Below are 25707 nucleotides of genomic sequence, written 5' to 3'. Positions count from 1 at the left end.
GGTCCAGCCAGTTACTCTACCACAACCCCCATCGAACAGAACTTTTCGATTCGCTGCTCAATGCGTGCCTGCGGATCAATGGCGTTGAGTTCATTCAGCGCGTCGAGGATAACCGTTTTGAGATGATGAGCCATTTCCTGATGGTCGTTATGAGCGCCCCCCAGCGGCTCTTCCACAATGCCGTCCACCAGTTTAAAGGTCGTCATATCCTTGGCCGTCAGTTTCATGGCTTCAGCAGCTTGCTCCTTGAAATTCCAGCTCCGCCAGAGAATAGTTGAGCAGTTTTCAGGCGAAATAACCGAATACCAGGTGTTTTCGAGCATCAGCACGCGGTCGCCGATGGCAATACCCAGCGCCCCGCCCGATGCACCTTCGCCGATTACGATACAGATGACCGGCACCGTCAGCATGAACATTTCTTTCAGGTTGCGGGCAATGGCCTCCCCCTGTCCGCGCTCTTCGGCCTCCAGACCAGGGAACGCCCCCGGTGTGTCGATGAGCGTAATGATGGGCTTGTTAAATTTTTCAGCCAGTTTCATCAGCCGCAGCGCCTTGCGGTAGCCTTCGGGGTTAGGCATGCCGAAGTTACGCTGCTGCCGTTGCTTGGTATTGCGGCCTTTCTGCTGCCCGATAATCATAACCGTCTGCCCGTCGATTTCGCAGAAACCTCCCACCATCGCCGGATCATCGCGAACGGTACGGTCGCCGTGCAGTTCCACGAACTGATCGCACATCAGCGAAATATAGTCGAGCGTATAAGGCCGGTCGGGGTGACGCGACAGCTGAACCCGCTGCCAGCGGGTCAGGTTCTGGAAGATCTCCCGACGCAGCCGGTCAATGCTCTGCTCGAGAATCGTTACGGCATCACTAACGTCTACATTACTGGTCTGAGCCAGGCGTTTGGTCTCTTCCAGCCGCGCTTCGAGGTCGGCAATGGGTTTTTCAAAATCAAGATATGTTCTCATTCAGGGATGACCGGGTCGCCGGTATGATTATGAACGCTGAGCGATGAAAAGGGCTCATTGCGGAGCCAGCTTTATCGTTCGCCCTTCATCAATTTATAAGTCAAAAGTCTCGCCTTTTTTCGGAATAACTACCTGCGGATAACCGGCTTCGGCCAGCGTGTCTCGGAAGGACTCCATACTCTCGTATTCGCCGTGAACCAGAAAAACTCTTTTGAGCCTTTCAGGCGACTGCATGCCGATAAAGTTCATCAGATCGTTCCGGTCGCCGTGTCCGCTGAATACGTCGATCTTCTCAATATTGGCCAGCACCTGATGGTCTTTTCCCTTGATGCTCAGCGTCGACTGCCCATTGAGGAGCCGCCAGCCGAGCGTTCCCTCGGCGCAGTAACCAATGATCAGAATGGTTGAATAGGGATTGCTGATGTTTTCGGCAACGTGATACTCGACCCGCCCCCCCTGCACCATGCCTGACGATGAGATGATGATGCACGGCTCGTCATAGTTCGACACGGCTTTACTGGCCTTCGACGATTCCAGAAACTGGAAGTTCTGAAAGTCGAACAAGGTTTCGTTCTCCCGATAGAACTCCTTGGCTTCACCGCTCAGCATCTTCACATGCTGGAGGTAAATCTTGGAGCTTTCAAACGCCATTGGGCTGTCGGAGAATACCCGGATGGGCGGGAAACCGCGTTCGGTATAGAGCCGGTTGAGTGTATAGAGCAGAGCCTGCGTCCGGCCAACGCTGAAGGAAGGAATAATCAACCGCCCCGGAATGTCGATACACGTCCGCTGAATGACGTCGGCCAGCGCATCCTCGGGCGACTGCATATTCTCGTGTAGTCGGTTCCCGTAGGTACTTTCGCAAATCAGATAATCGACCGGCGGTACGGGTGCCGGATCAACCAGCAGCGGGTAGTTTTTACGGCCAATGTCACCCGAGAAACAGATGCTTTTCTGTTCGCCGTTCTCCACCACGTTGATCAGGATGTGGGCCGCGCCCAGCAGATGCCCCGCCGGAATAAAGGTTACGTCCACCCCATCAGCTATCTTAAACTTTCTATTGAAGGCAATGGGCACAACGTTCTCCATCGCTTCCCGAACCTGCTTATCCAGGTACAGGTCTTTCTGCATCTGGGCCTGCCGATCCCTAACCCGCTGTTTCTTACTGGCATTCAGCTCATTGATGCGCTTTTGATTCAACGAGGCCGCATCCCGCAGGAGCACATTCGTCAGCGCAAAGGTAGGCTCCGTACAAAGAATCTGGCCTTCATACCCTTCGCGATACAGATTTGGCAGGTTGCCCGAATGGTCAACGTGAGCGTGGGTTAGCAGCACTAAATTGATACTTGAAGCCTCAAACGGGAAAAAGCCCGGTTGCGGAGTAGTTGGGGCAGTTTGACCATTGGCACCGGACCGCTCCAAATCCGACCCACAGTCAATCAGGATGCGATAATCGTCTTCCAGTTCCAGCAGATACATACTGCCGGTAACCTGCCGGGCCGCCCCCAGAAATGATATTTTCATGCGTACAGCTTACTATACAATGTCGTTTGTTCGATGTCTCGTTCAGGTTTGGCCTATTAACAAGTCAGGTGGTTGACGTAAGTTTGCAAAAGTACGAAATGCAGTCCGAATCGCCTAACCGTTCCCAAATGCGCTTTCTGTCCCAATCGCCCCTTCTTTTACTCCGTTTTCTGCTAGTTTGTTTTCCTATTGTTTGCCGCCCGACAACTGCAGCCGCGCAGCGTAATCCCGCCACCGACTCGCTGGCAACGCAACGGCTACTAAATCAGGTCGAAGCGTTTCAATCGTCGCCCGCCGTTCGGTTTGGTACTGTTGCGTTGTCAGTTCGGCGGGTAAGCGATGGAGAAGAACTTATTGGCTATAACGCCCGGCAAAGTCTTCCCTCGGCTTCAACGCTAAAATTGATTACAACGGCAACGGCACTGGCCGTCCTCGGCGGAAACTATACGTACACGACCTTTCTGGAGTATGACGGGCGCGTTCAGGACAGCATTCTGATCGGCAACCTCTACGTTCGCGGTACGGGTGACCCTTCGCTGGGCAGCTGGCGATTTACGAACTACTATGATCTATCAGCCTTGCTGAAAAGCTGGTCAGATGCCGTTCGGGCGGCCGGTATCCGCCGGATACAGGGCGCCGTCGTAGGCGATGCCAGCCTGTATCCGGACCTCACAACGCCCGGCACCTGGCCCTTCGGCGACCTCGGCAACTATTATGGGGCCAGTCTGAGCGCTCTGAATATCAACGAGAATCTGTACCGGGTGTTCTTCAACGTCGGCCGGAGCATCGGCGCTGCCGCCAGCGTGGCCCGAACGGACCCGTCCCTGCCCTACCTGACGTTCCGCAATTCGGTGACCACCGATGCGCGCAACACCGGCGACCAGGTAAACATCTACGGTGCCCCGTTTCAAAACCAGCAGTGGCTTACGGGCAAAGTACCCATGGGCGAACCCGCCAACGAATTCAGCGTAAAAGGCTCGCTGCCCGACCCGGCCTACTTTGCGGCCCACGCCCTCCGCGAACAGCTACAACAGAACAACATCCCGGTTAGTGAGCAGCCGCTGTCGGTGGGGGGCGGCCAGCCGATTACATTTCCCACGGGGGGCAGCCGAACCATTCTCAGCCAGCATAAATCGCCAGTCCTGACGGAGCTGGTCCAGCAGACAAACTTTCAGAGCATTAACCTTTACGCCGAAGCCCTGCTGCGCACAACGGCCTTAAGCCTGGATAAACGTGTCCGCTCGACCGAAGCTAGTCTGGAGGCTCTGATTACGTTCTGGAAAAATAAGGGCGTCAATCTGGATGGCTTCCGAATCCGCGACGGTAGCGGTCTGTCGACGGTAGGTGCGCTCACGGCCGATAATATGACAGGCATTCTGAGCGCAATGGGTAGGGAGAAAGCGTTTCCGCAGTTCTACGAGACAATTCCCGTGGTTGGCCAGACCGGCACGGTAAGGAGTCTGGCGCGCGGAACAGCGGCAGCGGGCAAAATTCGGGCCAAAAGCGGCTCTATCGAGGGGGTCCGGGCTTATGCCGGTTACTTTACCGCTGCCGATGGCGAACGGTTGAGCTTCTGCGTACTGGTGAACAAATTCACGCCCGGTCAGAATCGGGCGGTTACAGCAGCCCTGGAAAAGTTATTTGTCAATCTGGTGAGCCTTAAGGGCAGGTAAACAAAGGTGGGCCGACCGGGCTGTTTGTATAGCCCGGTCGGCCCACCTTTACAAAGCTTTACTCTTCACCGTCGTGGTCGCAGATCGTCACGACATTGAACCAGTACTGGCCAATCGCTTTCGTTACTTCACTAAGCCGCTGAAAAGTTGGCGGCTTGGTAATGAAGCTGTTAGCTCCGTTGTAATAAGAGGTTTCGATATCGTCTTTAGCATCCGAGGTAGTCAGAACCACAATCGGAATATGACGAAACTGATCGCTGGCTTTAATTTCGCGCAGCGCTTCCCGGCCATCTTTACGGGGCATATTCAGGTCCAGCAGAATCAGTTCGGGCAGGGTGTGCTCAGCACCAATGTAGCGGCCCTGATAATTCAAAAAGTCCAGCAAATCCTCTCCATCCTCGGCAAACGAAATGCGGCTGGATGGATAATGCTGGTGAAAAGCTTCACGCGTGAGGTAGCGGTCGTCCTCATCATCGTCAACCAGCAGAATATGAATAGGCTTTGGATGAGTTTGATTGGTCATAGTCATTTGACGACTGGCTTTCGGGAAGTATAACAACAAATGTGGTACCCTGATCCGGCTGACTGCGGGCAGTGATATAGCCGTGATGATAGACTACAACCCGCTTACAGATAGCCAGGCCAATACCAGTTCCTTCAAACGCAGTCTTGCCGTGCAATCGTTGAAAAACCTTAAAAATATGATCTAAATACTTTACGTCAAAACCAATACCATTGTCTTCAATGGTAATCTCAAAATAGCGACGATCCGAAATCAGTTCCGGATAATCGCTACCGAAAATTGGCCGGGCGTGAATGCGCAGCTTTGGCTGGACATCTGGCCGCGAGAATTTAAGTGCGTTGGAAATCAGGTTGGCAAACAGATGATCCATCTGGCTGGCTACCGCCTGAACCACCGGCAGCGGACCCACTTCAAGCTGAACATTCAATCCTTTAATCCGCAGTTCCTGGTCTTCGAGGATGTGCTGAATGATGTTATTCAATCGAACCGGCTTGAAGTCCTCCCGATGGTTGGAAATGCGGGAAAAATTCAGCAGATCTTTGATCAGCTTCGACATTCGCTCAGCCGAGTGACTGATTTTATGCATAAACATCGCACTATCCCCGTCGAACAGGTTGGCGTAGCGCCCCATGATCAGATTAGCGAACGACTGAATTTTACGCAGCGGTTCCTGCAGATCATGACTGGCCACAAAGGCAAACCGCTCCAGCTCTTCGTTGGACGCTTCCAGTTGCCGGATCTGTTCTTTTAGCCGGGCTTCGTAGGCCCGCAGCTGGTCTTCGGTTTGCTGCCGTCGGGCGAGTTCGTTCTCCAGCAGACGATACGAAATGGCCAGCACCACAAACGTTAGCAGTGATAGCGAGAAGATAACAATCAACGCATTACGAAACGAGCGGTCGGCCTGTTCGCTGCGCTGCTTCAGCAACCCTTCTTCGGTATCAATCATGCGGGCTACCTCAACCCGGATAAGGTCCATCCGCACTTTGCCCACGTGCAGGTACGCATTGCGCGTGGCCGACGTCAAGCCGTTGGCTTCCTTTACCTGCCGCTGACAAATCTTTATTTTAGCCTCAACTAAACGAGCCAGTGTATCGACACGTTGCTGCTGCGCCGGATTATCAGCCGTTAATTGCCGAAGCTGGGTAAGTTCCTTCGGTACCAGCGGCAGCGCAGTGTAATACGATTCCAGAAAGAAATTTTCGCCCGTAATCAGATACCCACGCGTGCCGGATTCGACATCTTTCAGCGCCGATAGAAGGTCATCTAACTGGCCGATTACCTGATGCGTATGCTGCACACGCTGACTATCCCTGCTATATTGATCATAGCTGTAGAACGACATTGCAAACCCCAGCGCAATCAGCACAACTGCCAGCACAAACCCCAGCGCGATGCGCCGGTTCATCGGGACGTTGGAAGAGTGTTGCAAAAGGGCCATTACGGTGGTATATATGACTGGTTGCAAATATACAAACAACTCACAATATGACCGGGCTAAGTCCGGTCAGGAACGTCTGGGTTACAACGTCTCAACCACCAGATTATGATTCGTATAGATGCAGACGTCGGCCGCAATATGCAGACTTTCACGGACCATTTCCTCGGCCGACAGGCTGGGCGCATGCTTCTTGAGGGCGACGGCCGCCGACTGCGCGAACATACTCCCCGAACCGATAGCGGCAATGTCGTGATCCGGTTCAAGTACATCGCCCGTACCGGATACGATCAGCAGGTCCTCTTTCGACGCGACAATCAGCATGGCTTCAAGTTTTCGTAGGTACCGGTCCGTACGCCAGTCCTTGGCCAGTTCAATAGCCGCCCGTTTGAGGTTGCCGCCGTAGGCATTCAGTTTTTCTTCAAATCGTTCAATGAGGGTAAAGGCATCGGCCGTAGAGCCGGCAAAACCCGCCAGCACTTTACCGCCCATTAGAACCCGGATTTTGCGCACATTACTTTTGGCTACGGTATTGCCCATGGTAGCCTGTCCATCGGCTCCGAGTGAAACATGACCGTTGTGGCGGATACCCACTACGGTCGTTGCGTGAATCTTTGGTTGCATGAATTGTGATTTGTGTCGATTGGATTAACACAGCAACGACGCTTTTCGTCCGCCTTACCCCTAAAAAAGCGAGTAAACAAACTGATCAGGCGTTGGTTTCGCAAGGGAACCAGTTTAGAGAACGCGTATAAGAACCGCTTTCTTGTTCGTGCTGCTGACCTCGATGATGAGTCTGGCCCAATCCGACACACCCCGTTTGGAAGGAATTGTTTCCGTTGGCACCTATCAGCCCGTCGGCATGACTATCTCGGTCAGGCAGCGGCTGTTTGTTTTCTTTCCCGCTGGACCGATACGTATGAATACGGCCTGGTTGAACGGAAAGACGGGCAGCGCATCCCGTTTCCGATGCCAGCTGGAACCAGTGGGATACGGTTAACCTACAGCAGCATTTTGTGAGCGTACAGGCGCTGTTCATTTATCAGGACGATGCGCTTTGGGTGTTTGACCCGGCCAATCCCAACTTCGGCAAATCCATACCCGCTGGGGTTAAGTTGCTCCGAGTTGACCTAACTACAAACCAGATTACGCATACGTACGTCGTTGAGGATGTGCCGCTCAGCCAGGCCAGCCTGAACGATGTACAGGTAGACCCTGGTCGGCAGGTAGCTTATCTGCCCGACCCCGGCCGGGCGTGTCTGGTCGTGCTGGATCTGAAAACCGGTAAAAGCCGCAGTGTACTGATGAAGCACCCGTCGACCACCGCTGATCCGCAAAAGTCAGGATAACTCCTTCAGGTCGCTGAATGGAATCGGCCGGTTAACGCTTTCTTCAAGCGAAATAAAGGTTTCGGTTCGCTGAATACCGCTCACTTTCTGAATCTTGTCGTGCAGAACCTCCCGTAAATGCTGCGTATCGCGGCAGACTATCTTGGCAAAGATGCTGTAGATACCCGTTGTGTAATGAACATTGACCACTTCGGGGATTTTTTCCAGCTGCACGGACACTTCGGCGTAGAGCGAGCTTTTGTCGAGATAAATTCCCAGAAACGCGCTGATATCCCAGCCCAGCTTGGTGTGATCAATGACCAGTTGTGATCCGCGTACAATCCCCATCTGCTTCATTTTGTTCATTCGGACGTGCACTGTCCCCCCCGATACGAAGATGCGCTTACCAATTTCCGTGTACGCCATATTCGCATCCTGCATGAGCAGGCTCAGAATTTTCAGGTCTGTATTATCAATTTCTAAATTTTTCTCGGTCATCTTCGGGGACTTTTTGATGAATGCTAACAAAAGTAGCCACTTTTTAAATCTATTATAAATTTTAAGAAATTTTTATGTAAAATTTGCAACGAAACAGAAAGCTGCTTTATCTTTGCATTGTCAAGTTGATCGAGCGGGGTCACACGCCGATCTTCTTGGCACCTTTTTTTCACACTGTAGGATGTCGAAATTGGCAGACGTGCCCTCCTGTCTCGGGGGTGGTGATAAAGGATAAACGCAGCATAATGCCGCTCTTCGGAGCGACTGGGGTTGACCACCAGAAGTTGTACTGTGGCTAACTGCACCGTGGGCGGTTCGAGTCCCCCTCCTACAGCATTGATCGCTCCGGCGATCCGGCAACAGGCCGAATGATTTTAGTTTGTTGATGAAGTGTAATTGAACACGCCGATCTCGCTGAGGTCGGCGTTTGTTTTTTAGGCGCAGCGCCGACCTGACCCAAACGCGGACTTTTTTGTCTATTTTTGTGGTTTATTACGAAAGACTCCTCCGTTATTCCAACGTGAAACATATCCGCAATTTTTGCATTATCGCCCACATTGACCACGGCAAAAGTACGCTGGCCGACCGCCTGCTTGAGTATACCAAGACGGTTGGTGCCCGCGACATGCAGGCGCAGTTGCTGGACGATATGGACCTTGAACGGGAGCGTGGCATTACCATCAAGAGCCACGCCATTCAGATGAATTACACCCATAATGGGGAAACGTACACGCTGAATCTGATCGATACGCCGGGTCACGTCGACTTCTCCTACGAGGTGTCGCGCTCGATTGCCGCCTGCGAAGGGGCACTGCTGCTTGTGGATGCCTCACAGGGCATTGAGGCTCAGACAATCTCGAACCTGTATCTGGCCATGAACAGCGACCTGGTGATCATCCCGGTCCTGAACAAAATCGATTTGCCGGGCTCCATGCCCGAAGAGGTAAAGGACGAGATGGTTGACCTGCTCGGCTGCGAACGCGACGAGATCATTCCGGCCAGCGGTAAGGAAGGCATCGGTGTTCCCGAAATCCTGGCGGCTATCGTCGAGCGGATTCCCGCACCCAAAGGCGATCCGGATGGTGCGCTGCAGGCCCTTATCTTCGACTCCCATTTCAATTCCTACCGGGGCATTGAGGTTATCTTCCGGGTGCAGAACGGCCGGATTCGCAAAGGCGACCGGGTTAAGTTCATGAACACCGGCCGGGAATATATTGCCGATGAGGTCGGCACGCTCGGGCTGGTACAGGTACCCAAAGATGTGATCGAGTGTGGCGACGTAGGTTACCTGATCTCGGGAATCAAAGTTGCCAAAGAAGTTAAGGTTGGCGACACCATTACGTCGATGGATCGGCCGGCGACCCAGGCTATCCAGGGCTTTTCGGAGGTGAAACCCATGGTCTTTGCCGGTATCTATCCCGTCGAAACGAGCGAGTTTGAAGATCTGCGTGAGGCCATGGAAAAACTTCAGCTCAACGACGCGGCTCTGGTCTGGGAACCCGAAACGTCGGCGGCTCTGGGCTTTGGCTTCCGTTGCGGCTTCCTGGGCATGCTGCACATGGAAATTGTGCAGGAACGGCTCGAACGCGAATTCGACATGACCGTGATCACGACGGTTCCTTCGGTACGGTTTGAAGTGTTCACCACCAAAGATGAAACGCTGACGGTATCAGCCCCGGCCGATATGCCCGATCCCAGCACGATCAACTGGATTGAAGAGCCGTTCATCAGGGCGCAGATAATTACGAAGTCTGAGTACGTCGGGGCCATCATTGGCCTTTGCATGGATAAGCGAAGCCTGCTGAAAAATCAGGTGTATCTGACCCAGGATCGGGTTGAGCTTCAGTTTGAGATGCCGCTCGCCGAGGTCGTCTTCGATTTCTTCGATAAGCTCAAAACTATTTCGCGCGGTTACGCTTCGCTTGACTATGAGTTTATCGGCAACCGGGAGTCGACCATGGTCAAGCTCGATATCATGCTCAACGGCGACCGCGTGGATGCGCTCTCGGCCATCGTTCACCGCGATAAGGCTTATGAGTGGGGCAAGAAACTCTGCGAAAAACTCCGCGAACTGCTGCCACGTCAACAGTTCGAGATCGCGATTCAGGCCGCCATCGGTCAGAAGATCATTGCCCGCGAAACCGTAAAAGCGTTACGTAAGGACGTTCTGGCGAAATGTTACGGGGGTGATATTTCCCGGAAACGTAAACTGCTCGAAAAGCAGAAGAAAGGAAAGAAACGCATGCGCCAGGTCGGCAACGTCGAAATTCCGCAGGAAGCATTCATGGCCGTTCTGAAGATTAACTAAGCCACTTCCATTTTAAAAACAGCGAAGCCAGCCCGTAATGAGGCTGGCTTCGCTGTTTTTAAACCACAACGCTAATTAACTCATTACGTCATATTGGCTCGCTTCCCAGAAGGGAAGCGAGCCGTTCGCGGATAATTTAACCTTATCCTGAAAATGCACAGTCCGAAGTTTCAGCTAAAATTTAATTGATTCAAATCTCATGGTTGGAACCCAATTGCAGCTGAAACCTATCATTCATTTCCTCAAACTTTCGACCCGAGCGTTATACCACCTTACGCATATTCCAGCCTATGAACTAACCAACAACGGCATCGATGCGGAATCGGTCTTTTCAAAAGAAATCCGGCTGATTAATTCCTGGTTGAACAGCACGGATAATTATAGAGAAATGATCCACATTGTAGAGACATTTTTAACAGAAAAGTTTAAGGAATTGAAATCGGAAGCCCATGGCATTGATCAGATTAGTAAGCTCCTCCTTACTTATTCCTATGCTGCTTGTATACAGCGTCGGTGGTTAACGCCTAGACATCCTCCGCTATTGAAAAGGAAATCCGGCAACTGGAGAAAGCGCAAGCTGCGACTATTGTCCAGCACGACACGGTAGCACTTTACAAGATTTGGGCCGAAGACTTCGCGGTAAATAGCCCCACCAATAACATCGTAAAGCTAGCCGAAGCAAAATGGGCAGTACGAACGGGGCTCATTGATTACTTCTTATTGGAAGTTACGCTAGAAGAGGTCATGGTATTCAAGGAGCCGTGCTCACTACGGGCAGGGAAGTCATTAAACCCGTCAGGAATGCGCCCATGGCCGAACAAACGGTTAACCGCCGGTACACCCAGATATGGATGAAACGAAACAGAAACTGGAAACACGTTGCCCTTGATGCATTAAAGATTCATTCTTCGGGGAAATGTATCAAAACATTCCACAAGCCAATTTATGGATTGTACCCGCCGTTGGTCATATTCCCCATATAGGGCCAATTCAACAGGAGTTTATTCGACGGGTGTGTAATTCTTGCTTACTACGAAGGAAACGAGACAACAACCTCAAAAGCGCACACCATCAGTCTGCTACCATAGCGGCTGATGTCTCTAGGCTAAGCAGCAGTAATTCTTAATGACGCACCGTAACTCAAGTTAAATACTGCCATTTTTTACCACCAACCTTACTGAAAACCAATAGACTTTTGCGTATCACCTTAACTAATCCTGATTATGCAACGTCAAAATCTTCCAGAAGAAAACGCCCTGAATACATCGGCCTCACCCGTCAGCCCGGCATCAGCAACTGGAAAAAACTTTACGGTTGAAGCGGGCAAAGACCGATTCAACGAGCCTATCCTGTTTGCGGGTGTCAATCCAAACCTGGTTAAAATTTCCGCAAAAGACACCGGTGGGCAGTTCTCCGTTTTTGAGTATGAAGGATTTGCCAAAATCGGCCCTTCGCTGCATATGCACCCTCATCAGGACGAGGTTTTCTACGTAGTGGAAGGAGAATTTTTGTTTCAGGTGGGCGAGGAAAGACAGACGCTGAAAGCGAATGACACCATTTTCCTGCCCCGAAATATTCCCCACACCTGGCTGCAACTTTCAGATAAAGGAAAAATGCTATACCTGTTGCAGCCGGCGGGCACGCTGGAGGAGTTCTTCAAGGAAATGAACGCCTTTAAACGACCACCAACCTTTGCCGAAGAACAACAACTATCGCGGAAGCACGGTGCGGAGACCATAGGTCCGCCGATAACGAAGTAAACGATTCTGCGTTTCTCCAAACGACGTATTTTGTCATGAATCACTGCTGCGACCATGAACATCTTCGACTACAGGCCACCTAGCCCAGCCCTTTGGGAATATGTCAGGCTTTATCAGATCGTCGGCTTTTCGTTTCCGGATACGGTAGAAGTTCCTGTTAAGCCCTACTGGCCCCGTGCCGAAAATTACCTGACCTTTCATCCGCGCAACCCCATAGTAGTTGAACACATTAATGGAAGCAAGGAAATCTGGAAACCGCGTTCCCTGCTAATTGGACAGGCTACAGGGATTACGAATCGGCAGCCTCTTCACGATTTCGTGTTATTCCAAATTGTTTTTCAGCCGGGTGCCTTATTTCGACTAACAGGCATTCCTGCGCACGAACTGGCGAATACATTCGTAGATGCCGAAGCGGTATTTGCGCCAGAAATCAACCTGGTTAATGAACGGTTAAGTAGCACGGATAATCATCTGGAAATGATCAGCATCGTGGAAGCTTTTCTTCATTATCAGATAAGGCGACGAAGCACGGCTTATTCCCGTCATTGCCAACAGCCGATTGATCGGGTAAGTCAGTTTCTTTTGCAGAGCCCATCGCCATTCGTGCTGGATTGGCTGGCCGATCAGGCATGCCTGAGCACCCGACAGTTTTACAATCTCTTTGTGCAGCGCATGGGCATCAGTCCTAAATTGTATGCCCGCATCGCCCGCTTCGACCAGACCGTAAAGCTAAAAAATGCCCAGCCCACTAAAGACTGGCTGAGCATTGCGCTTGAATTGGGTTACTACGATTACCAGCACTTAGTGCGTGATTACAAAGAGTTTACCAAACTCACCCCGAGCAAATTCTGTCAACGAGAAAGTAATGCACCAGAACGGACGTTTGGTAAGGCTGAAACGTAATGTAACCAAGCTGGCTTCGTTACGTTTCAGCCCAAGGGTTTCTAATAGTTAGTCGAACAGATACCAGTCTACTCCAAACGCAAACCCCCGGCGCATTTGCAGAAACTCCGGCGCAACGAAATAACCGGGCTGCAACACACCCTGGTTGGCATGGGTAAGCTTTACGAACAGCCGTGTCCGGTTAACCCGTAAGTTCGCGTACAGATCGGCCAGGACGTACCCTTCGACGCGCTGCTTGTTTTGCAGGTAAAACTGTTGCGTAACCGGCATATAGGCGTCGGCAAAGTAAGAGGACTTGTAGTGCAGGTCAACGCCCACCTGGATATACAGTACTTTGGCGTACAAAAACTCATACTGCAGGCGGGCATTCATAAAAAACGGTGGCGTCCGGAGAATATCCGTGCGGGACTGAACGGTGTAATAGAGTTGCCCTGATGTCAGGAATTTGCCGAAGCCGATCTGGTATCCCAGACCGGTTCGCAACACACTGAACGAGCCGGATGCCTGCCGCGCAATAGCCGCCGTGTCGAAATACGTATAGTTGCTGAGCAGAAAATAATCGAGCCCCGGCTTCAGCTGCAGCTTGCGATACCGCAGGTTAAACTGCCCGAAGGCGTGGTTGTATCCACGCAGTTTAAAGTCGTTCCGCCAGAAGAAGATGTGGCTCTGGAAACGTTCCTGCAGCAGCGTCGGCTGGACGAGCATAGCCGAATAACCCGCCGTCAGCCATTTGCTGTCAAACTGTCCCTGCAACCGGAAACCGCCCCCTACCTGATACTCGGCTTCGGCCGTCATCTGCGACAGACTATCGGGAAAATAGTACCCCAGCCAGCCCCCTAGAAACGTTTCGGCCCGGCGCGTTTCGTATTCATTGTAGAGCGTCCGGGAGGTATTATAGCGGGTGTACTGCCCATAAATCCGGCTGCGGAGGTAAGCCCGGTAGTTAAACGCTGAGCCCCGCCGACGGTAAACGCCCTTTAATCCAAACATATTCTCGACCAGCCGAAAGCGGGCATCCTGTTCAATGCGCGATGTATCGCCCAGAATGGCCGGGTAAAACCCAGGAATCTCCTCCCGAACGCCTTCAATAGCTGACCGGGTTTGCTGATTAAGTCGCAGCGTATCGTCCTGGTAGTAGTTTTTCTGGCGTCGGTAATCGAGTCGGTGAAACACCTGAAAGCCCTGATCAAGCACGTACTGATGATACACATGCCAGTCGTTGCGCAGCTCGCGGCCGTTCGGGTTAGGGCCCCTTGTGCTGCCCCCGTTCAGTCGGGCCTCACCGGTATAGGCATAAATGTTCGGCGTTCCGTCGAGATTCTCGCCGGTCAATACCCCCCCCTGCTCGTCGATGCTGTGGTTCATGTTAATGAAGTGCGCCAGCAGGGTGTACTTTTCGTTTTTGGACCGGTAGTTCGTATGCCCCACAAACCCCCAGTTCTGAGCCAGCAGTTTGGTCGGGTCATTGACGCCACTGGTTCCGAACTGCTTCTGCGAGGTAAACCGCTGCACATTGAATCCGACGTTCCATCGGGGCGTAATGTTCTGCGCGAAATTGAACCGCAGAATGTTCTGATTGTGTCCGCCCAAGGCCAGATACATATCCGTAAAGGGCGACTTGGTATCGAAATACTTGACGCCCATCGTCTGGTAGGCGTAGGGTGCGAAGACGTAATAGCCGGTCTGCGCCCCTAACTGCTGCGGCTCCTGCACAAAGACTGGCCGCATGGGCGTTCCGAGGTTGCCCAGGTCCTGATACTGATTCTGACTCCGCTGGACGTAAAGAAATAGATGGGTGTCGTCCATCGTCGTGTCGACGGTGTAGAGCTTCCGGCGGTTGTTAAAAATATCTTCCTCCAGCACGTATCGCGTTGACTTCGGTCCATAGATGACCTTGGTTGAGTCGTCGATGCCACTACCGCTGATGCCGGTGGTGCTGGACGGACGCCCCTGCTGCCCGCCGAAGCCAGGGAACCCGCCGGGGAGCTGGCTACCGCCCGGAAACTGCTGCGCCCAGGTAGTAAGCGTCAGGCCCAAAAGAAGAAACAGAAAAACTATACGCCGATTCATTAAGTCAAAAGTAAGCCAAAACGCCGGATACCTCCAGCGAACGATACTGGGTTAACGTTTTTTAAGGGTAGTTTGTGGTGTAGTCGATTTGAGCCCGAATCAATATCCCGTTGTCTGTAGCAGTTCGTCGAATTTAGCTTCATAACCGGGCAGGAACTCAACCTCGATCGGCAGCGAATACAGGGGCAGCCGATTCCGCTCGTCGGGCGTTAGTAGGGCGTCGAGCTTTACGCGATCTTTTTCGGTCGTTAACAGGCCAACACCGGGGGCCAGTCGGCTCAGGAGCCGGTCAAGATCCGCGCGGGTGTAAGCGTAATGATCGGCGAACCGGAAGTGCTCCCACAGAACGAACACTTGTTGAACGTACTGCTCCAGCAGGTCGGCGTTGGCCAGACCCGACACCAGTACAACATCCCGCAGTTCCTCGGCGGACGTAACCGAGCCGAACGGTACGGGCCGACCATATCGTAAGCCCGCAAAGAAAATTGGCGTTTCGGGACGGATGTAGGGCCGAATTAACACCTGGATGCGGTCCTGTTCCTGAACGGTAAGATCGCCGGGGCACTTGGTTACAATCACCGCGTCGGCCCGTCGGGCTCCGTGGCGATTCTCACGCAGCCGACCAGCCGGAAAAGGATGATCAGCGTAGAAAGGTCGGTTATAATCCGTCAGCAGCAGGTTCAGGTGCGGCTGGACCGCCCGGTGCTGAAACGCATCATCGAGCAGAACCCGCCGAACTTCCGGGTAGTGCCGCTGCAAATGCTGAATGGCGTCGGCCCGTCGTTCGCCCACAACCACCCGCACCCGCCGACCAAATTTCCGGTAGAGCTGCAGGGGTTCGTCGCCAACGGTTTCGGCCGTATCCTGATCCTGGGTAATCCGGAATCCCGTGGTCCGCCGACCGTATCCCCGGCTTAGCGTTGCCAGGTCAAACGGCCTGACCGACTTATCCGCTCTGTGCCGTTTAATCAAATATTCGATCATGGGTGTTTTGCCGGTTCCGCCCACCGTTATGTTACCAACGCTTACAGTCAGTATATCAGGCTTAAAACTTTCAAACAACCCCCTGTTATACAGTAAATTACGGATTCCGGTTATCAACCCATAAATTCTACTGAATGGAAGGAGTATCAAGAATAGCACCAGTTGCTTCACTAATAATTTCGTAACATTGCCTTTTTTGAGCAGCCAAAAGTAGTACTTTTAGGTTTGTGAACGCCCGCCAATACTAATCGGTACAATGAGTCTTAAAGCCGACTACCTGAAATATACGTTGCACTTTCGCTTCGAAGCGGGTACGTCGCGTGGCACCCTCACGGACAAAACATCTTATCTGATCCGGCTTTATGATGACGAAGACCCGTCTATCATTGGCTATGGCGAATGCGGTCCGCTACGGGGCCTGAGCTATGATGACCGGCCCGACTTTGAAGCACAGCTGGCGCAGAATTGCCGGGATTTCAACGAGTTGGATCTTCAATTGTTTAGCTGGAACGTTCCGATTGTGCTCAACCAGCTCATCAGTCAGCAGTTCCCGAGTATCCTGTTTGGCTTCGAAACGGCCATGCTCGATTTTCTGGCCGGTGGCAAACAGATCATCCTTGCATCAGATTTTACAGACGGCCGTCGTTCGCTCCCTATCAATGGCTTGATCTGGATGGGCAGCCCGACCTTCATGCGTCAGCAGATTGAGGATAAACTTCAGGCCGGCTACACCACGCTCAAACTCAAAATTGGCGCGATCGATTTCGAGCAGGAATGCGATCTGTTGGCCATGATCCGCGAGCGGTTTACGCCGGAGCAGATCACCCTGCGCGTTGATGCCAATGGCGCGTTCCAGCCCGAAGAAGCCATGGCTAAACTGGAGCGGCTGGCGACTTACGGCCTGCACTCAATTGAACAGCCTATCCGCGCCGGTCAGCCCGACCTGATGGCGGAGCTTTGCCGCCATTCACCCCTGCCTATCGCCCTTGACGAAGAACTCATCGGTCAGATGGAATATGTGCATAAGTTTCGGCTACTGAAGAAGATCCAGCCGCAGTTCATTATTCTCAAGCCTACCCTGCTGGGTGGGCTGCGCCACTGCGACGAATGGATTGAACTGGCCGGACGGCTCAACATCGGCTGGTGGATAACCTCGGCGCTGGAGTCGAACATCGGTCTGAACGCCATTGCGCAGTACACGGCCCAGTTCCGCAACCTGCTGCCGCAGGGACTGGGTACGGGCCAGCTATACCACAACAATTTCGAGAGTCCGCTCAGCATCGAACAGGGACAACTGCACTACAATCCCGATCAGCCCTGGGATGTCAGCCCCCTGACGGTGAGCAGTATGCAGTCGCGATAATCCTGTTTTCGGCCGCACCCTGCGGTGAATGACTTATACCCAGTCTATTCCTTTTTTCAGCAGATTCAGGGTTTGCTCCTCACGGCTGCCCGGTTCGGGCCGGAAATCGTAGGTCCAGTTGGCCTGCGGGGGCATACTCATCAGAATGGATTCGGTGCGGCCATTGGTTTCCAGCCCGAACTTCGTACCCCGATCCCAGACCAGATTAAACTCGACGTAACGCCCCCGGCGCAGTAACTGCCACTGCTTTTCGCGTTCACCGAAGGGCAGATCGCGGTTCTGATGCATGAAGTGCGTATAGATCGGCGCGAATGCATTACCCACATCCTGCACAAACGCGAACAGATCAGCCTTGTGGACCGCGTCGGCGGGTTTCAGATAATCAAAGAAAATGCCACCGATGCCGCGCGTTTCCTGCCGGTGCGGAATAAAGAAATAATCGTCGGCCCAGGTTTTAAACCGGGGGTGATAGTCTGCATTATGACGGTCGCAGACGGCTTTCAGCTGCTGATGAAACCAGCGGGCATCCTCCGCCACGACGTAATGAGGGGTCAGGTCAATACCTCCGCCGAACCAGCTATGGCCGGTACTCAGTTCGAAATACCGCACGTTCATGTGGATGATGGGCACCATCGGGTTGCGCGGGTGCAGCACAATCGAAACACCGGTGGCATAGAAACTCGGCGTTTCCTCCTGATTGGTCAGGTCCAGTGCGCGCAGCGTCGCTTCGGTGGCTTCGCCGTGTACTGCGGAGAAACCCACGCCCCCTTTCTCAATAACTGCCCCGTCGGCCAGCGTGCGCGAACGACCTCCGCCCCCACCCGGCCGTTCCCAGGCGTCCTCTCGAAACTGCCCAACACCATCGGCTTCGGCCAGTGCCCGGCAGATACGGGCCTGTAAATCGACAAAAAAATCCGTTATCGTTTCTTTACTGATACGTTGTTCCAAGGTCATAGGGTGGCAAAGTTCGTAAATTCTAGGCTGCCTTACCGCAGAATCCTCATTCCGTAAGTTTCAGCGCGTAGCGCGTGGGCCGGGGTTTGTCAATCAGCAGCAGGAGTCCCTGCTCGGCAAACTGACGTAACAGCTTGGTGGCCCGGTAGTCCGATACGTTGATCAGCCGGGCAAAGCGGTCGGCCGTAATATGGTCGTTCTTACGCAGGTACTGAATCAACGCCCGCGCCATGGGCGTTTTCAGCAACTGTGCATCGGCCAGCTCCTGGGTAATGATGAGCTTATTGGTTGGCACCGACTTGTCTTTTGCCCGGACGTAGATAGTGCGTTTGCTGGCTTCATCTACGGCGTAGTGCGGCTTTTCCTCGCTTTCGGCAACGGTAATAATCAGCACCTTGCGACCATCGGGCGCAATTGTTTCGTAGCTGATCGTCAGCGCAGGGTCGATGAGCCGGTCGGTCGCGTCTTCAATCTTGCGCATTTCGCGTATCTCCGACGGCACACCCACTATCCGGCCATCATCGGCGACCCCGATGAGCAGGGTTCCGCCCGAGGTGTTGGCAAAAGCGGCCAGCGTTCGGGCGATACGGTGGGCGGACGAGATCGAACGTTTGAACTCCAGCCGATTGCTTTCGCCCTGCGCGATGAGGTCGTCGAGTTGATTACGGGTCATAGACAGATAACAAAATAGCGGGCAAACTGGCCCTTAAGCGACTAAACAGTTTGGCCAAGGGAGCTGGTAACCAACAATTCATCCGGCCATATTAACAATTCAGCGGCTATTCTGACCGGTCATTTTTTTCGGACTGATTTGACCGGTAAATTAAGACCCGTAATATCAACGTATTATGACTATTTTAATCGTCGAGGACGAGCTGCTGGCCGTGCAGAAACTAATCAAGCTGTTATCCCTCAGCCAGCAGGCTCCTACCGTCGTTGGCGTGACGGACGGGATTGAATCAACCGTCGAATGGCTGAACGCCAACCCCCGGCCCGACCTGATCCTGATGGATATTGAGCTTTCAGACGGCCAGAGTTTTGAAATCTTCAACCTGGTGCAGGTCGAATGCCCGGTTATTTTTACGACTTCATTCGACGAACACTCCGTTGAGTCCTTCCGGGTAAACAGCCTCGATTATCTGCTCAAACCCATCAAAAAAGAAGAGCTCGAACAGGCGCTCAGCAAATTTAATGCGCTGGCTTCACGTAACGTTACGTCGCATGATATTGGCGATCTGGTCAATGACCTCCGTAGGCAGAACCGCACTCAGGAACCGCGTAACCAGCTTCTGGCCAAAGCCGGCCAGCAACTAATTTCCATCAACACCGCCGATATTGCTTATTTTTATCAAAACGAAGGGATAACTCATCTGTACAGCCGGAACCATACTCATTATGTCGTGGATTATACGCTTGATGCCCTGGAGGGCCTGCTGGAACCCAATCGTTTTTTTCGTGTCAACAGCCAGTTTCTTGTCGAGGCACGGGCCATTTTGCATACTCAACCCTCGGCGGATGGCCTCCTTGCAATTGACCTCAGACCGCGAACCGAACAGGCGGTTTTAGTCAGCCTAGACCGGATAAACAGCTTCACCGAATGGATCGGTCAATAAAATGCAGCGACTGAATGACAAATGGATGCGTATTCTGGGCGTTCCGGTACTGGCGTTTGTCGGGCAGTGGATGATGTATGGCTACACCAACGTTCCGTTTCCGAACGACTGGCGCATTCCGTTTTTCTTCATTCTGGGTACCGTGCTGGTCTGGGAAAGCAACCGATGGGGGATTATTTTTTCCCGCCAGCGCTACCCTGAACTGACGCAGACTCTGCAGCGGGTGCTTTACCAACTCATCTGGTTTATTCTGTTCGCCAGCCTGATTCGTATCTCGCAGACGTTCTTCTACCAGATCATCGGCCTCTGGCATTCCCGCGCATCGCTTCAGTTCAGGCCGTACTTTTTCAATACGCTCGTCTCGGTGGTGGGTACGGTTCAGGTAGCGGCCGTTTTTGAGGGAATCTATCTCTACCAGCGCTGGAAGGTGTCCTATACCGAGGCTCAGGAACTGAAAAAAGTGAACCTGCAAAGCCAGCTCGATTCTCTCAAAACCCAGATTAACCCTCATTTTCTATTCAACAACCTGAACTCGCTGTCGTCGCTCATTACCACCGACGCCGAGCAGGCCGAACGGTTTCTGGACGAGCTGTCGTCGGTGTACCGCTACCTGCTCCAGCAGAACAACCGGGACCTCTGCCCGTTGTCGGATGAAATGAATTTTATCAAAGCATATTTTCACCTGCTCAAAACCCGGTATGGCGACGGCATCTTCCTGGAAACAACGATCGAAGAACGGTACCTGACGTATCTGATTCCGCCCCTAACCCTCCAGATTCTGTTCGAGAACGCCATCAAGCACAACATCATTTCGGTCAATCGGCCGCTGACCATTCGGCTGTACACCCGGGGCGGGAATCTGTACGTTGAAAACAACCTGCAGAAAAAGAAAATTGCGGTTCCTTCCAACCAGATTGGCCTGCAGAATATCATGATGAAATACCAGTTGCTCGACCGTTCGAGCGTCGTGATTCAGCATGACGAAGAAAAATTTCTGGTGGGTATGCCACTGATTGCCCCTACTCCGGTTGCCGTTGCTATAAGTAAGCACTGACCGCAACCCGCAGCTTAAAACAATAACGCCTGCCGCTTACGTAGAGACAGGCGTTAACCGTATAGCTGGATTTCCTGGCTTTCGCACAGCGAGATGGCTTAGGAAGCGTGGCTTTTCTCGGCGTTCCGCTTGCGGGTTGCTGCCGCTTTCTTGGCCGAAGCAGAACGTTCTTCGGCTGAGCGCGACGCCGAAGCTGTGCCCCCTTTTTTACCACCTTTTTGGGCTGGCTCCTTATTTTCTGCCTGACCGCGCCCTGAACCGCTTTTTTTACCGCCCCCTGACATTTTGTTAACGGTCGCCCAGGCGCGGCTTTCAGCTTCCTCTTTGGGTACACCCCGGTCTTCGTAACCTTCCTCAATGTGTTCGGCCTGCCGTTTTTGCTTATCGGTATACGCCGATTTGTCTCCTCGTGGCATAGTTGTAATTAGTTTTGTTGAGAATAAGCCGTAAAGAAGCAGTTGGCAACAACCGTCTCTGTACGGTTCTGTTGATTTCGCAACGTATAACCACTATCGGTGGTGTTGTGTTTGGTAACAGTTAGTTTGTTTACTTATTAGAAAATATATCGTAACAGACTGATAATGAATCAGGCTTCTGACACGAAGCGGGCTGAAGCATAAAAAAGCCCTATACTGGGAAAGCTCAAAAAGTTAGTTATACGCACCGCTTTCAGAAGAGACTGGCAAACTATATTTTACGTTGTTCGCCCGCCCAATAATTAGTTTTTTCATAATTATTCCTTTAATAGGTAAATATTCATATGTAAACAGAGTAACGATGGCCGTAGACCGACTTATACAAGCCCGTTCAGCCAAGCCCACCATTCTGGTCCTGGAAGATAACGCCGATCAGTGGTTCCTGATCCGGTGGGTGCTGCTCCAGAAATTTCCGGAAGTCGAGCCAGTCTGGATGTCAGACTCTACCCAGGCTATTCTTTACTTGGAAAGCTGTTCGGAAAATGAGCAGGAACTGCCCCGATTGATCCTGCTGGATTTATATCTTCCAACCTGCCAGGTGGGTTTCAATTTTGCGCAGATCATTAAATCCCATTATCGGTATCGGGAAATACCGGTTGTGATGCTGAGTTGGTCCCACGATCCGGACGACATCAGAAAATCCTATCGTTGTGGTGTCAACTCCTTTATTACGAAGCCAGCAACTAACAACCAGTGGCTGGACTGTTTTGGTATGCTCCGTCAATACTGGTGGGATATTACCACGCTGCCCAACGTCGTTTAACGCTTTGACAGCCATAGCAACAAAACGGCGGGCGGTAAACCGCGGGTGCTGATCTCCCGTGACACAGGGGATCAGGCCATCCTCTTCTTTTCTGAATGGATGGCGGCTTTGTTCTGGCGTGAAAAGCGGCTCTTCACCGAGTCTGCCTACAGACCATTTGCTCAGTTAAACGAGTCCGGGTTGCTCATTATCCTGGGTTAACTGTTTGTAGGCTAACGATTTACTTACTCAACTTTATTTTAATGATTATTGATCGAGATTCCTACGACCGAAAGCCTCTTTTCATTAAACAGGGGGCCCTGCGGTTATGGGGCATCCCCTTAGCCCGGCGGGTCGATTTATGCCGGGTCCGGCAGCTTTATAGCTTTAGCCATTATTTTGCCGAAATGTGTTTTGACAAAGAAACGGGAAAGCTAACCTGTATCTGTACGTTTACCCATTCTCATCGTCTGACCCCTTATCTGGATCAGGTCGGGCTTGATCAGTTAGTTCAATGATCTGTTCTAAGCTCTTATTAAAGGCTTCGGTGAATGTGGGGTTTACTTGGGATATGGCCTTCTTCCCCGTAACTTGTGACAGGATATTCTAACTGATGATGAAATACATTCTGTTTCTGCTCCTGCTCGGCCATCGGCTGCTCGCTCAAACGGTTTCGGTCGATACGTTTGCTACTATGCTGAAACAAAGCCAGCAGGCACAGGTAATTGACGTCAGGACACCCGCCGAGTTCGCCGAAGGTCATTTGCCGGGTGCTGTCAATATCAACTCACAACGAGACGACTTTAGCCAGGCCCTGGGTACCCTCGATAAAAACAAGCCGGTATTCGTTTACTGTCTGTCGGGAGGACGTAGCAAAGGAGCCGTTGAGAAGTTACGGCAGCTGGGTTACACGGATATACACGAACTGAAGGGGGGCTATCTGAAATGGTCTTCCCGGATGATGCCTATAGAGGGGGTAAGCCGGTCGGCGGCCAAGGCTCAATGGACAACCGACCGTTTTGACAGCCTGGTTCAGGCGCAGCCCCTGGTGCTGGTCGATGTGTATGCGCCCTGGTGCGCGCCCTGCAAAAAAATGGCCCCCGTTATCGACAGACTTGCTGAAGAGATGGCTGGACAGGCGACCATCGTTAAACTGAATGCCGATACGGAAAAATCGCTGATAGCCGCTTATCAGGTGGATGAATTGCCGACACTCTTACTCTTCAGAAACGGCAAGCTGGTGGATCGTCAGATTGGTTTTCGCGACGAAGCGGCTCTACGTGCCCTGCTTAAGTAATTAACCTACGCGCGTTAATGAATGGCTTTACGTGAGCATTGTAGCCTGTTGACGCACTATGGGCGGTTAATCGTGAAGCTAACCCAGAAATACTCCGAAACGACGGCTATGCAAAAAGCCAATCAGCCACTGGAAACTGCACGGTCTGGACTCAGCGGACCGATTAACGTGCGTATCGCTTTATAGGGTCTCACTGCCCCACAGGATGGACGAAATGCTACCCATCAATACAGCCAGGGCTTACATAAGCCCTGGCCTTTTATTTTAACCAATCTTCTTATTTAGAGCCGCAGCAGGTATCCTGGCAGCAGTTGCAGGTGCATTGGCCACTGGCGCAGCAATCGGGAGTACAGGTGCAGGACTCGTTGCATTGATTAACAGTCTGTTCAGCGTTCATACGTTTGAATGGTTTAATGTTAAAAAAGTCAACCGACACAGTTTTAAGAGGTTGATACAAAGGTACAAGTCTCCTGGTTGCTATTATTACATAATTCATTCAGTCGTGTATAAGATTGCGTGCTCCTGAGTTACCATTAACGGCTAACCCCTTCTCTGTAGCCGGGCCGGCCTATAGCGTCTTTGCAGAACCTGACCTGTTCCCAGCAAGGCTGGCTGGTGCCCTTCAGTGAAGGTAGTGTAATTTATCCGAGTGGCCCCAGCAGGGCGGGGAAAGCCGCCAATACGTCCGACAAGTTTCAATACCATTTGCTGCACCGAATACCGTTCAAATGATTGAACCTGGAGACACATGAAAAAGGCGAAAAGTGCTCAGATAAGCGCTGTACGCTGGTTTCATTCAAAATCGAGCTGTCTGTTCCCACCTTATTGTCGTTCTTAAACTATAGGAATACGTGGATGTGATAACAATTAATAATGAAAATTTATTATAATTTTGATAATATGTTTAATTAGTAATTAACAAAAAAACCAAATAGTAAATATAGAGAGTATTGTCAATTATCGCCGGGTAGAAGCAGCAGAGCATCCGTATTTTTGAGGTAATATATACTCAAATCATACTATCATGAACTTAAACTATACACTTGCGGGCGTATTGGTTATCCTATTAATAGCTTTTATCCGCTACTATCGGGTTACGTTCAGAAATGCCTGTCCGAGCTGTCGCCAGGCACACAGCATTGACCGTCGGCCGCGCCCTACCGCCGTAAAAGTGTTCCTCTTCTACCTACCCACTAAATCTTATATCTGTTTGGCGTGCTTGAAGCGGTTTATCCGCATTAGCCTGTGATTGCCCGGCAGATGGCCTTAAGCTGCAGAACCACTCGAATCGAGCCTTATCGGGCTATTCGGTATTGGCCTAAACCGACATCTCAGCGCAGCCGCTCATCCGTGAAGTGTTCGGTGCGCTTGGGTTGAGCAAACTTCTCGGCGTTGTATCCCTTCGAGTTTCCCCGGGGTATCGACAAGCTCTTCCAGGTTTCGCCACAGATCATTTTCCCGATAAAAACGATCTGGCCAACGTGGTACGGATAATGAGCCAGTTGTCGGTTGATGGCTTCGATAACGGTGTGGCCCATATTCCGGATAAAGATTTCCTTCTGTAAGTCTTCACTACTCAGGGAGTTCAGCGCGTTGAACAAACAGGCCCAGCCGGCATTCCATCGCGCCATCAACTCCTCCCTTGTCTGACTATCAGGCTCGAATTCTTCGTCCCGGTTGCGCCATTCTTTCTCGCCGTCAGTGGTTAAAAAGTCAGTCCAGCGGGAAAGCATGTTTCCCCACAGATGCTTCACGATAAGGGCAATACTATTGCTCTCTGAATTGTCTTGCCAGAACAGGGCTTCATCCGGCAACTGGTCCATCGTCTGCTCACCCAGCAATTTGTAATAGGCAAACTGCTTCTTTACGCTGTTCAGGTAGTCCATGCTTAGGGCATTGCTTGGCGGCTGAGGCATAACGTTTCAGGGTTGAAAAACTGGTGTTAAGCAAGTTACGAATTCCCCTATCACATTTACTGAATTATATAAGCTCGTTGAACGAGCCATAGCGGTTGTGCCTGCTGCGTGGGGCTGTTGAGGATGCAGCGAACGCCAACCGGAATGACCGTTGGCTAAAGGGGGCGCACGGAAATCTGGTTTGGGCCTGTAACTTCCTTTGTGTTGACGAGCTGTTGGATAACTGACTTATGCCGTTGGTGTATCTATTGCGGCCAAACCCCAACACCGAAAAGCCATGGCTAAGTCAAGTTCTGAATCGAGTCCACTGGTGCAGATTTT

The 25707-nt window shown here is 51.9% G+C and carries 25 protein-coding genes; 13 read left to right on the top strand and 12 right to left on the bottom strand.

Annotated features, from left to right (window positions below; all coding sequences use genetic code 11):
• Positions 1 to 11 precede the first annotated feature (11 nt).
• A complete protein-coding gene (locus tag HNV11_RS08525; RefSeq protein WP_171739264.1) occupies positions 12 to 965 on the bottom strand; it encodes an acetyl-CoA carboxylase carboxyltransferase subunit alpha in 954 nt (317 codons plus the stop codon).
• Between the two features lie 93 nt (positions 966 to 1058).
• Entirely contained in the window at positions 1059 to 2489 is a 1431-nt protein-coding gene (locus HNV11_RS08520; RefSeq protein ID WP_171739263.1) for an MBL fold metallo-hydrolase RNA specificity domain-containing protein, read from the bottom strand.
• A 128-nt stretch (positions 2490 to 2617) separates the two neighbouring features.
• On the opposite strand from HNV11_RS08520, the gene dacB reads away from it, so the two are divergent.
• Positions 2618 to 4162, top strand: coding sequence for a D-alanyl-D-alanine carboxypeptidase/D-alanyl-D-alanine endopeptidase (gene dacB / locus HNV11_RS08515; protein ID WP_171739262.1), 1545 nt, complete (start codon positions 2618 to 2620; stop codon positions 4160 to 4162).
• Positions 4163 to 4220: 58 nt separating this feature from the next.
• Here dacB and HNV11_RS08510 read toward each other — a convergent pair whose 3' ends face one another.
• The 3 genes from HNV11_RS08510 to hslV all read right to left on the bottom strand — a co-directional run bounded on the left by HNV11_RS08510 (position 4221) and on the right by hslV (position 6744).
• Entirely contained in the window at positions 4221 to 4685 is a 465-nt protein-coding gene (locus HNV11_RS08510) for a response regulator (protein ID WP_171739261.1), read from the bottom strand.
• Positions 4639 to 6090 (bottom strand): sensor histidine kinase, encoded by a 1452-nt coding sequence (locus tag HNV11_RS08505; RefSeq protein WP_171739260.1) that lies wholly within the window; start codon positions 6088 to 6090, stop codon positions 4639 to 4641. The genes HNV11_RS08510 and HNV11_RS08505 overlap by 47 nt, the downstream gene beginning before the upstream one ends.
• 114 nt (positions 6091 to 6204) lie before the next feature.
• Positions 6205 to 6744: an ATP-dependent protease subunit HslV gene (hslV, locus tag HNV11_RS08500; protein WP_171739259.1), complete on the bottom strand. Its 540-nt coding sequence runs from the start codon at positions 6742 to 6744 to the stop codon at positions 6205 to 6207.
• Positions 6745 to 6892: 148 nt separating this feature from the next.
• Here hslV and HNV11_RS08495 point away from each other — a divergent pair, with 148 nt between their 5' ends.
• Positions 6893 to 7120 (top strand): hypothetical protein, encoded by a 228-nt coding sequence (locus tag HNV11_RS08495; protein ID WP_171739258.1) that lies wholly within the window; start codon positions 6893 to 6895, stop codon positions 7118 to 7120.
• 16 nt (positions 7121 to 7136) lie between these two features.
• Positions 7137 to 7469 carry an L-dopachrome tautomerase-related protein gene (locus HNV11_RS08490; RefSeq protein WP_171739257.1) on the top strand — a complete coding sequence of 111 codons (333 nt, stop codon included), beginning with the start codon at positions 7137 to 7139 and terminating at the stop codon, positions 7467 to 7469.
• On the opposite strand, the gene HNV11_RS08485 is transcribed toward HNV11_RS08490, so the two are convergent.
• Positions 7461 to 7946, bottom strand: coding sequence for an Lrp/AsnC ligand binding domain-containing protein (locus HNV11_RS08485; protein ID WP_171739256.1), 486 nt, complete (start codon positions 7944 to 7946; stop codon positions 7461 to 7463). The genes HNV11_RS08490 and HNV11_RS08485 overlap by 9 nt on opposite strands.
• A gap of 520 nt (positions 7947 to 8466) precedes the next feature.
• Between HNV11_RS08485 and lepA the strand changes: the two genes are divergently transcribed.
• The 4 genes from lepA to HNV11_RS08465 all read left to right on the top strand — a co-directional run bounded on the left by lepA (position 8467) and on the right by HNV11_RS08465 (position 12917).
• A complete protein-coding gene (gene lepA / locus HNV11_RS08480; protein WP_171739255.1) occupies positions 8467 to 10254 on the top strand; it encodes a translation elongation factor 4 in 1788 nt (595 codons plus the stop codon).
• Between the two features lie 199 nt (positions 10255 to 10453).
• A complete protein-coding gene (locus HNV11_RS08475) occupies positions 10454 to 10861 on the top strand; it encodes a hypothetical protein (RefSeq protein ID WP_171739254.1) in 408 nt (135 codons plus the stop codon).
• Positions 10862 to 11477: 616 nt separating this feature from the next.
• A complete protein-coding gene (locus tag HNV11_RS08470) occupies positions 11478 to 12014 on the top strand; it encodes a cupin domain-containing protein (protein ID WP_171739253.1) in 537 nt (178 codons plus the stop codon).
• A 54-nt stretch (positions 12015 to 12068) separates the two neighbouring features.
• Positions 12069 to 12917 (top strand): AraC family transcriptional regulator, encoded by an 849-nt coding sequence (locus HNV11_RS08465; protein WP_171739252.1) that lies wholly within the window; start codon positions 12069 to 12071, stop codon positions 12915 to 12917.
• Between the two features lie 48 nt (positions 12918 to 12965).
• Here HNV11_RS08465 and HNV11_RS08460 read toward each other — a convergent pair whose 3' ends face one another.
• Both HNV11_RS08460 and lpxK read right to left on the bottom strand, forming a co-directional pair.
• On the bottom strand, positions 12966 to 14987 hold the full coding sequence (locus HNV11_RS08460) for a putative porin (RefSeq protein ID WP_171739251.1): 2022 nt from the start codon (positions 14985 to 14987) through the stop codon (positions 12966 to 12968).
• A 99-nt stretch (positions 14988 to 15086) separates the two neighbouring features.
• Positions 15087 to 16130 carry a tetraacyldisaccharide 4'-kinase gene (gene lpxK, locus HNV11_RS08455; protein WP_317168088.1) on the bottom strand — a complete coding sequence of 348 codons (1044 nt, stop codon included), beginning with the start codon at positions 16128 to 16130 and terminating at the stop codon, positions 15087 to 15089.
• 97 nt (positions 16131 to 16227) lie between these two features.
• Between lpxK and HNV11_RS08450 the strand changes: the two genes are divergently transcribed.
• Positions 16228 to 17334, top strand: a complete 1107-nt coding sequence (locus HNV11_RS08450) for an o-succinylbenzoate synthase (RefSeq protein WP_171739250.1) — start codon at positions 16228 to 16230, stop codon at positions 17332 to 17334.
• Positions 17335 to 17367: 33 nt separating this feature from the next.
• On the opposite strand, the gene hemF is transcribed toward HNV11_RS08450, so the two are convergent.
• Complete coding sequence (gene hemF / locus HNV11_RS08445; protein WP_171739249.1) at positions 17368 to 18288, bottom strand: oxygen-dependent coproporphyrinogen oxidase; 921 nt, start codon at positions 18286 to 18288, stop codon at positions 17368 to 17370.
• Between the two features lie 46 nt (positions 18289 to 18334).
• The gene (locus HNV11_RS08440) at positions 18335 to 18961 is read right to left on the bottom strand and encodes an ATP-binding protein (protein ID WP_171739248.1); all 627 of its coding nucleotides are present in this window, start codon (positions 18959 to 18961) and stop codon (positions 18335 to 18337) included.
• Between the two features lie 175 nt (positions 18962 to 19136).
• Between HNV11_RS08440 and HNV11_RS08435 the strand changes: the two genes are divergently transcribed.
• Positions 19137 to 19901, top strand: coding sequence for a LytR/AlgR family response regulator transcription factor (locus tag HNV11_RS08435; protein ID WP_171739247.1), 765 nt, complete (start codon positions 19137 to 19139; stop codon positions 19899 to 19901).
• A 1-nt stretch (position 19902) separates the two neighbouring features.
• Entirely contained in the window at positions 19903 to 20955 is a 1053-nt protein-coding gene (locus tag HNV11_RS08430) for a sensor histidine kinase (RefSeq protein WP_171739246.1), read from the top strand.
• A 98-nt stretch (positions 20956 to 21053) separates the two neighbouring features.
• On the opposite strand, the gene HNV11_RS08425 is transcribed toward HNV11_RS08430, so the two are convergent.
• On the bottom strand, positions 21054 to 21371 hold the full coding sequence (locus tag HNV11_RS08425) for a plasmid stabilization protein (protein WP_171739245.1): 318 nt from the start codon (positions 21369 to 21371) through the stop codon (positions 21054 to 21056).
• A 361-nt stretch (positions 21372 to 21732) separates the two neighbouring features.
• Between HNV11_RS08425 and HNV11_RS08420 the strand changes: the two genes are divergently transcribed.
• The 3 genes from HNV11_RS08420 (at position 21733) to trxA (ending at position 23470) form a co-directional block, all read left to right on the top strand.
• Entirely contained in the window at positions 21733 to 22194 is a 462-nt protein-coding gene (locus HNV11_RS08420; RefSeq protein WP_171739244.1) for a response regulator, read from the top strand.
• 242 nt (positions 22195 to 22436) lie between these two features.
• Positions 22437 to 22691, top strand: coding sequence for a hypothetical protein (locus HNV11_RS08415; RefSeq protein WP_171739243.1), 255 nt, complete (start codon positions 22437 to 22439; stop codon positions 22689 to 22691).
• A gap of 95 nt (positions 22692 to 22786) precedes the next feature.
• Complete coding sequence (trxA, locus tag HNV11_RS08410) at positions 22787 to 23470, top strand: thioredoxin (RefSeq protein WP_171739242.1); 684 nt, start codon at positions 22787 to 22789, stop codon at positions 23468 to 23470.
• A 1331-nt stretch (positions 23471 to 24801) separates the two neighbouring features.
• Here the strand turns inward: trxA and HNV11_RS08405 are convergent.
• On the bottom strand, positions 24802 to 25386 hold the full coding sequence (locus tag HNV11_RS08405; protein ID WP_240163852.1) for a DUF1572 domain-containing protein: 585 nt from the start codon (positions 25384 to 25386) through the stop codon (positions 24802 to 24804).
• Positions 25387 to 25707 lie beyond the last annotated feature (321 nt).

Origin of the sequence: Spirosoma taeanense (genome assembly GCF_013127955.1) — a bacterium.
Classification (GTDB): domain Bacteria; phylum Bacteroidota; class Bacteroidia; order Cytophagales; family Spirosomataceae; genus Spirosoma; species Spirosoma taeanense.
This window is presented reverse-complemented; position numbering and strand designations above follow the sequence as displayed.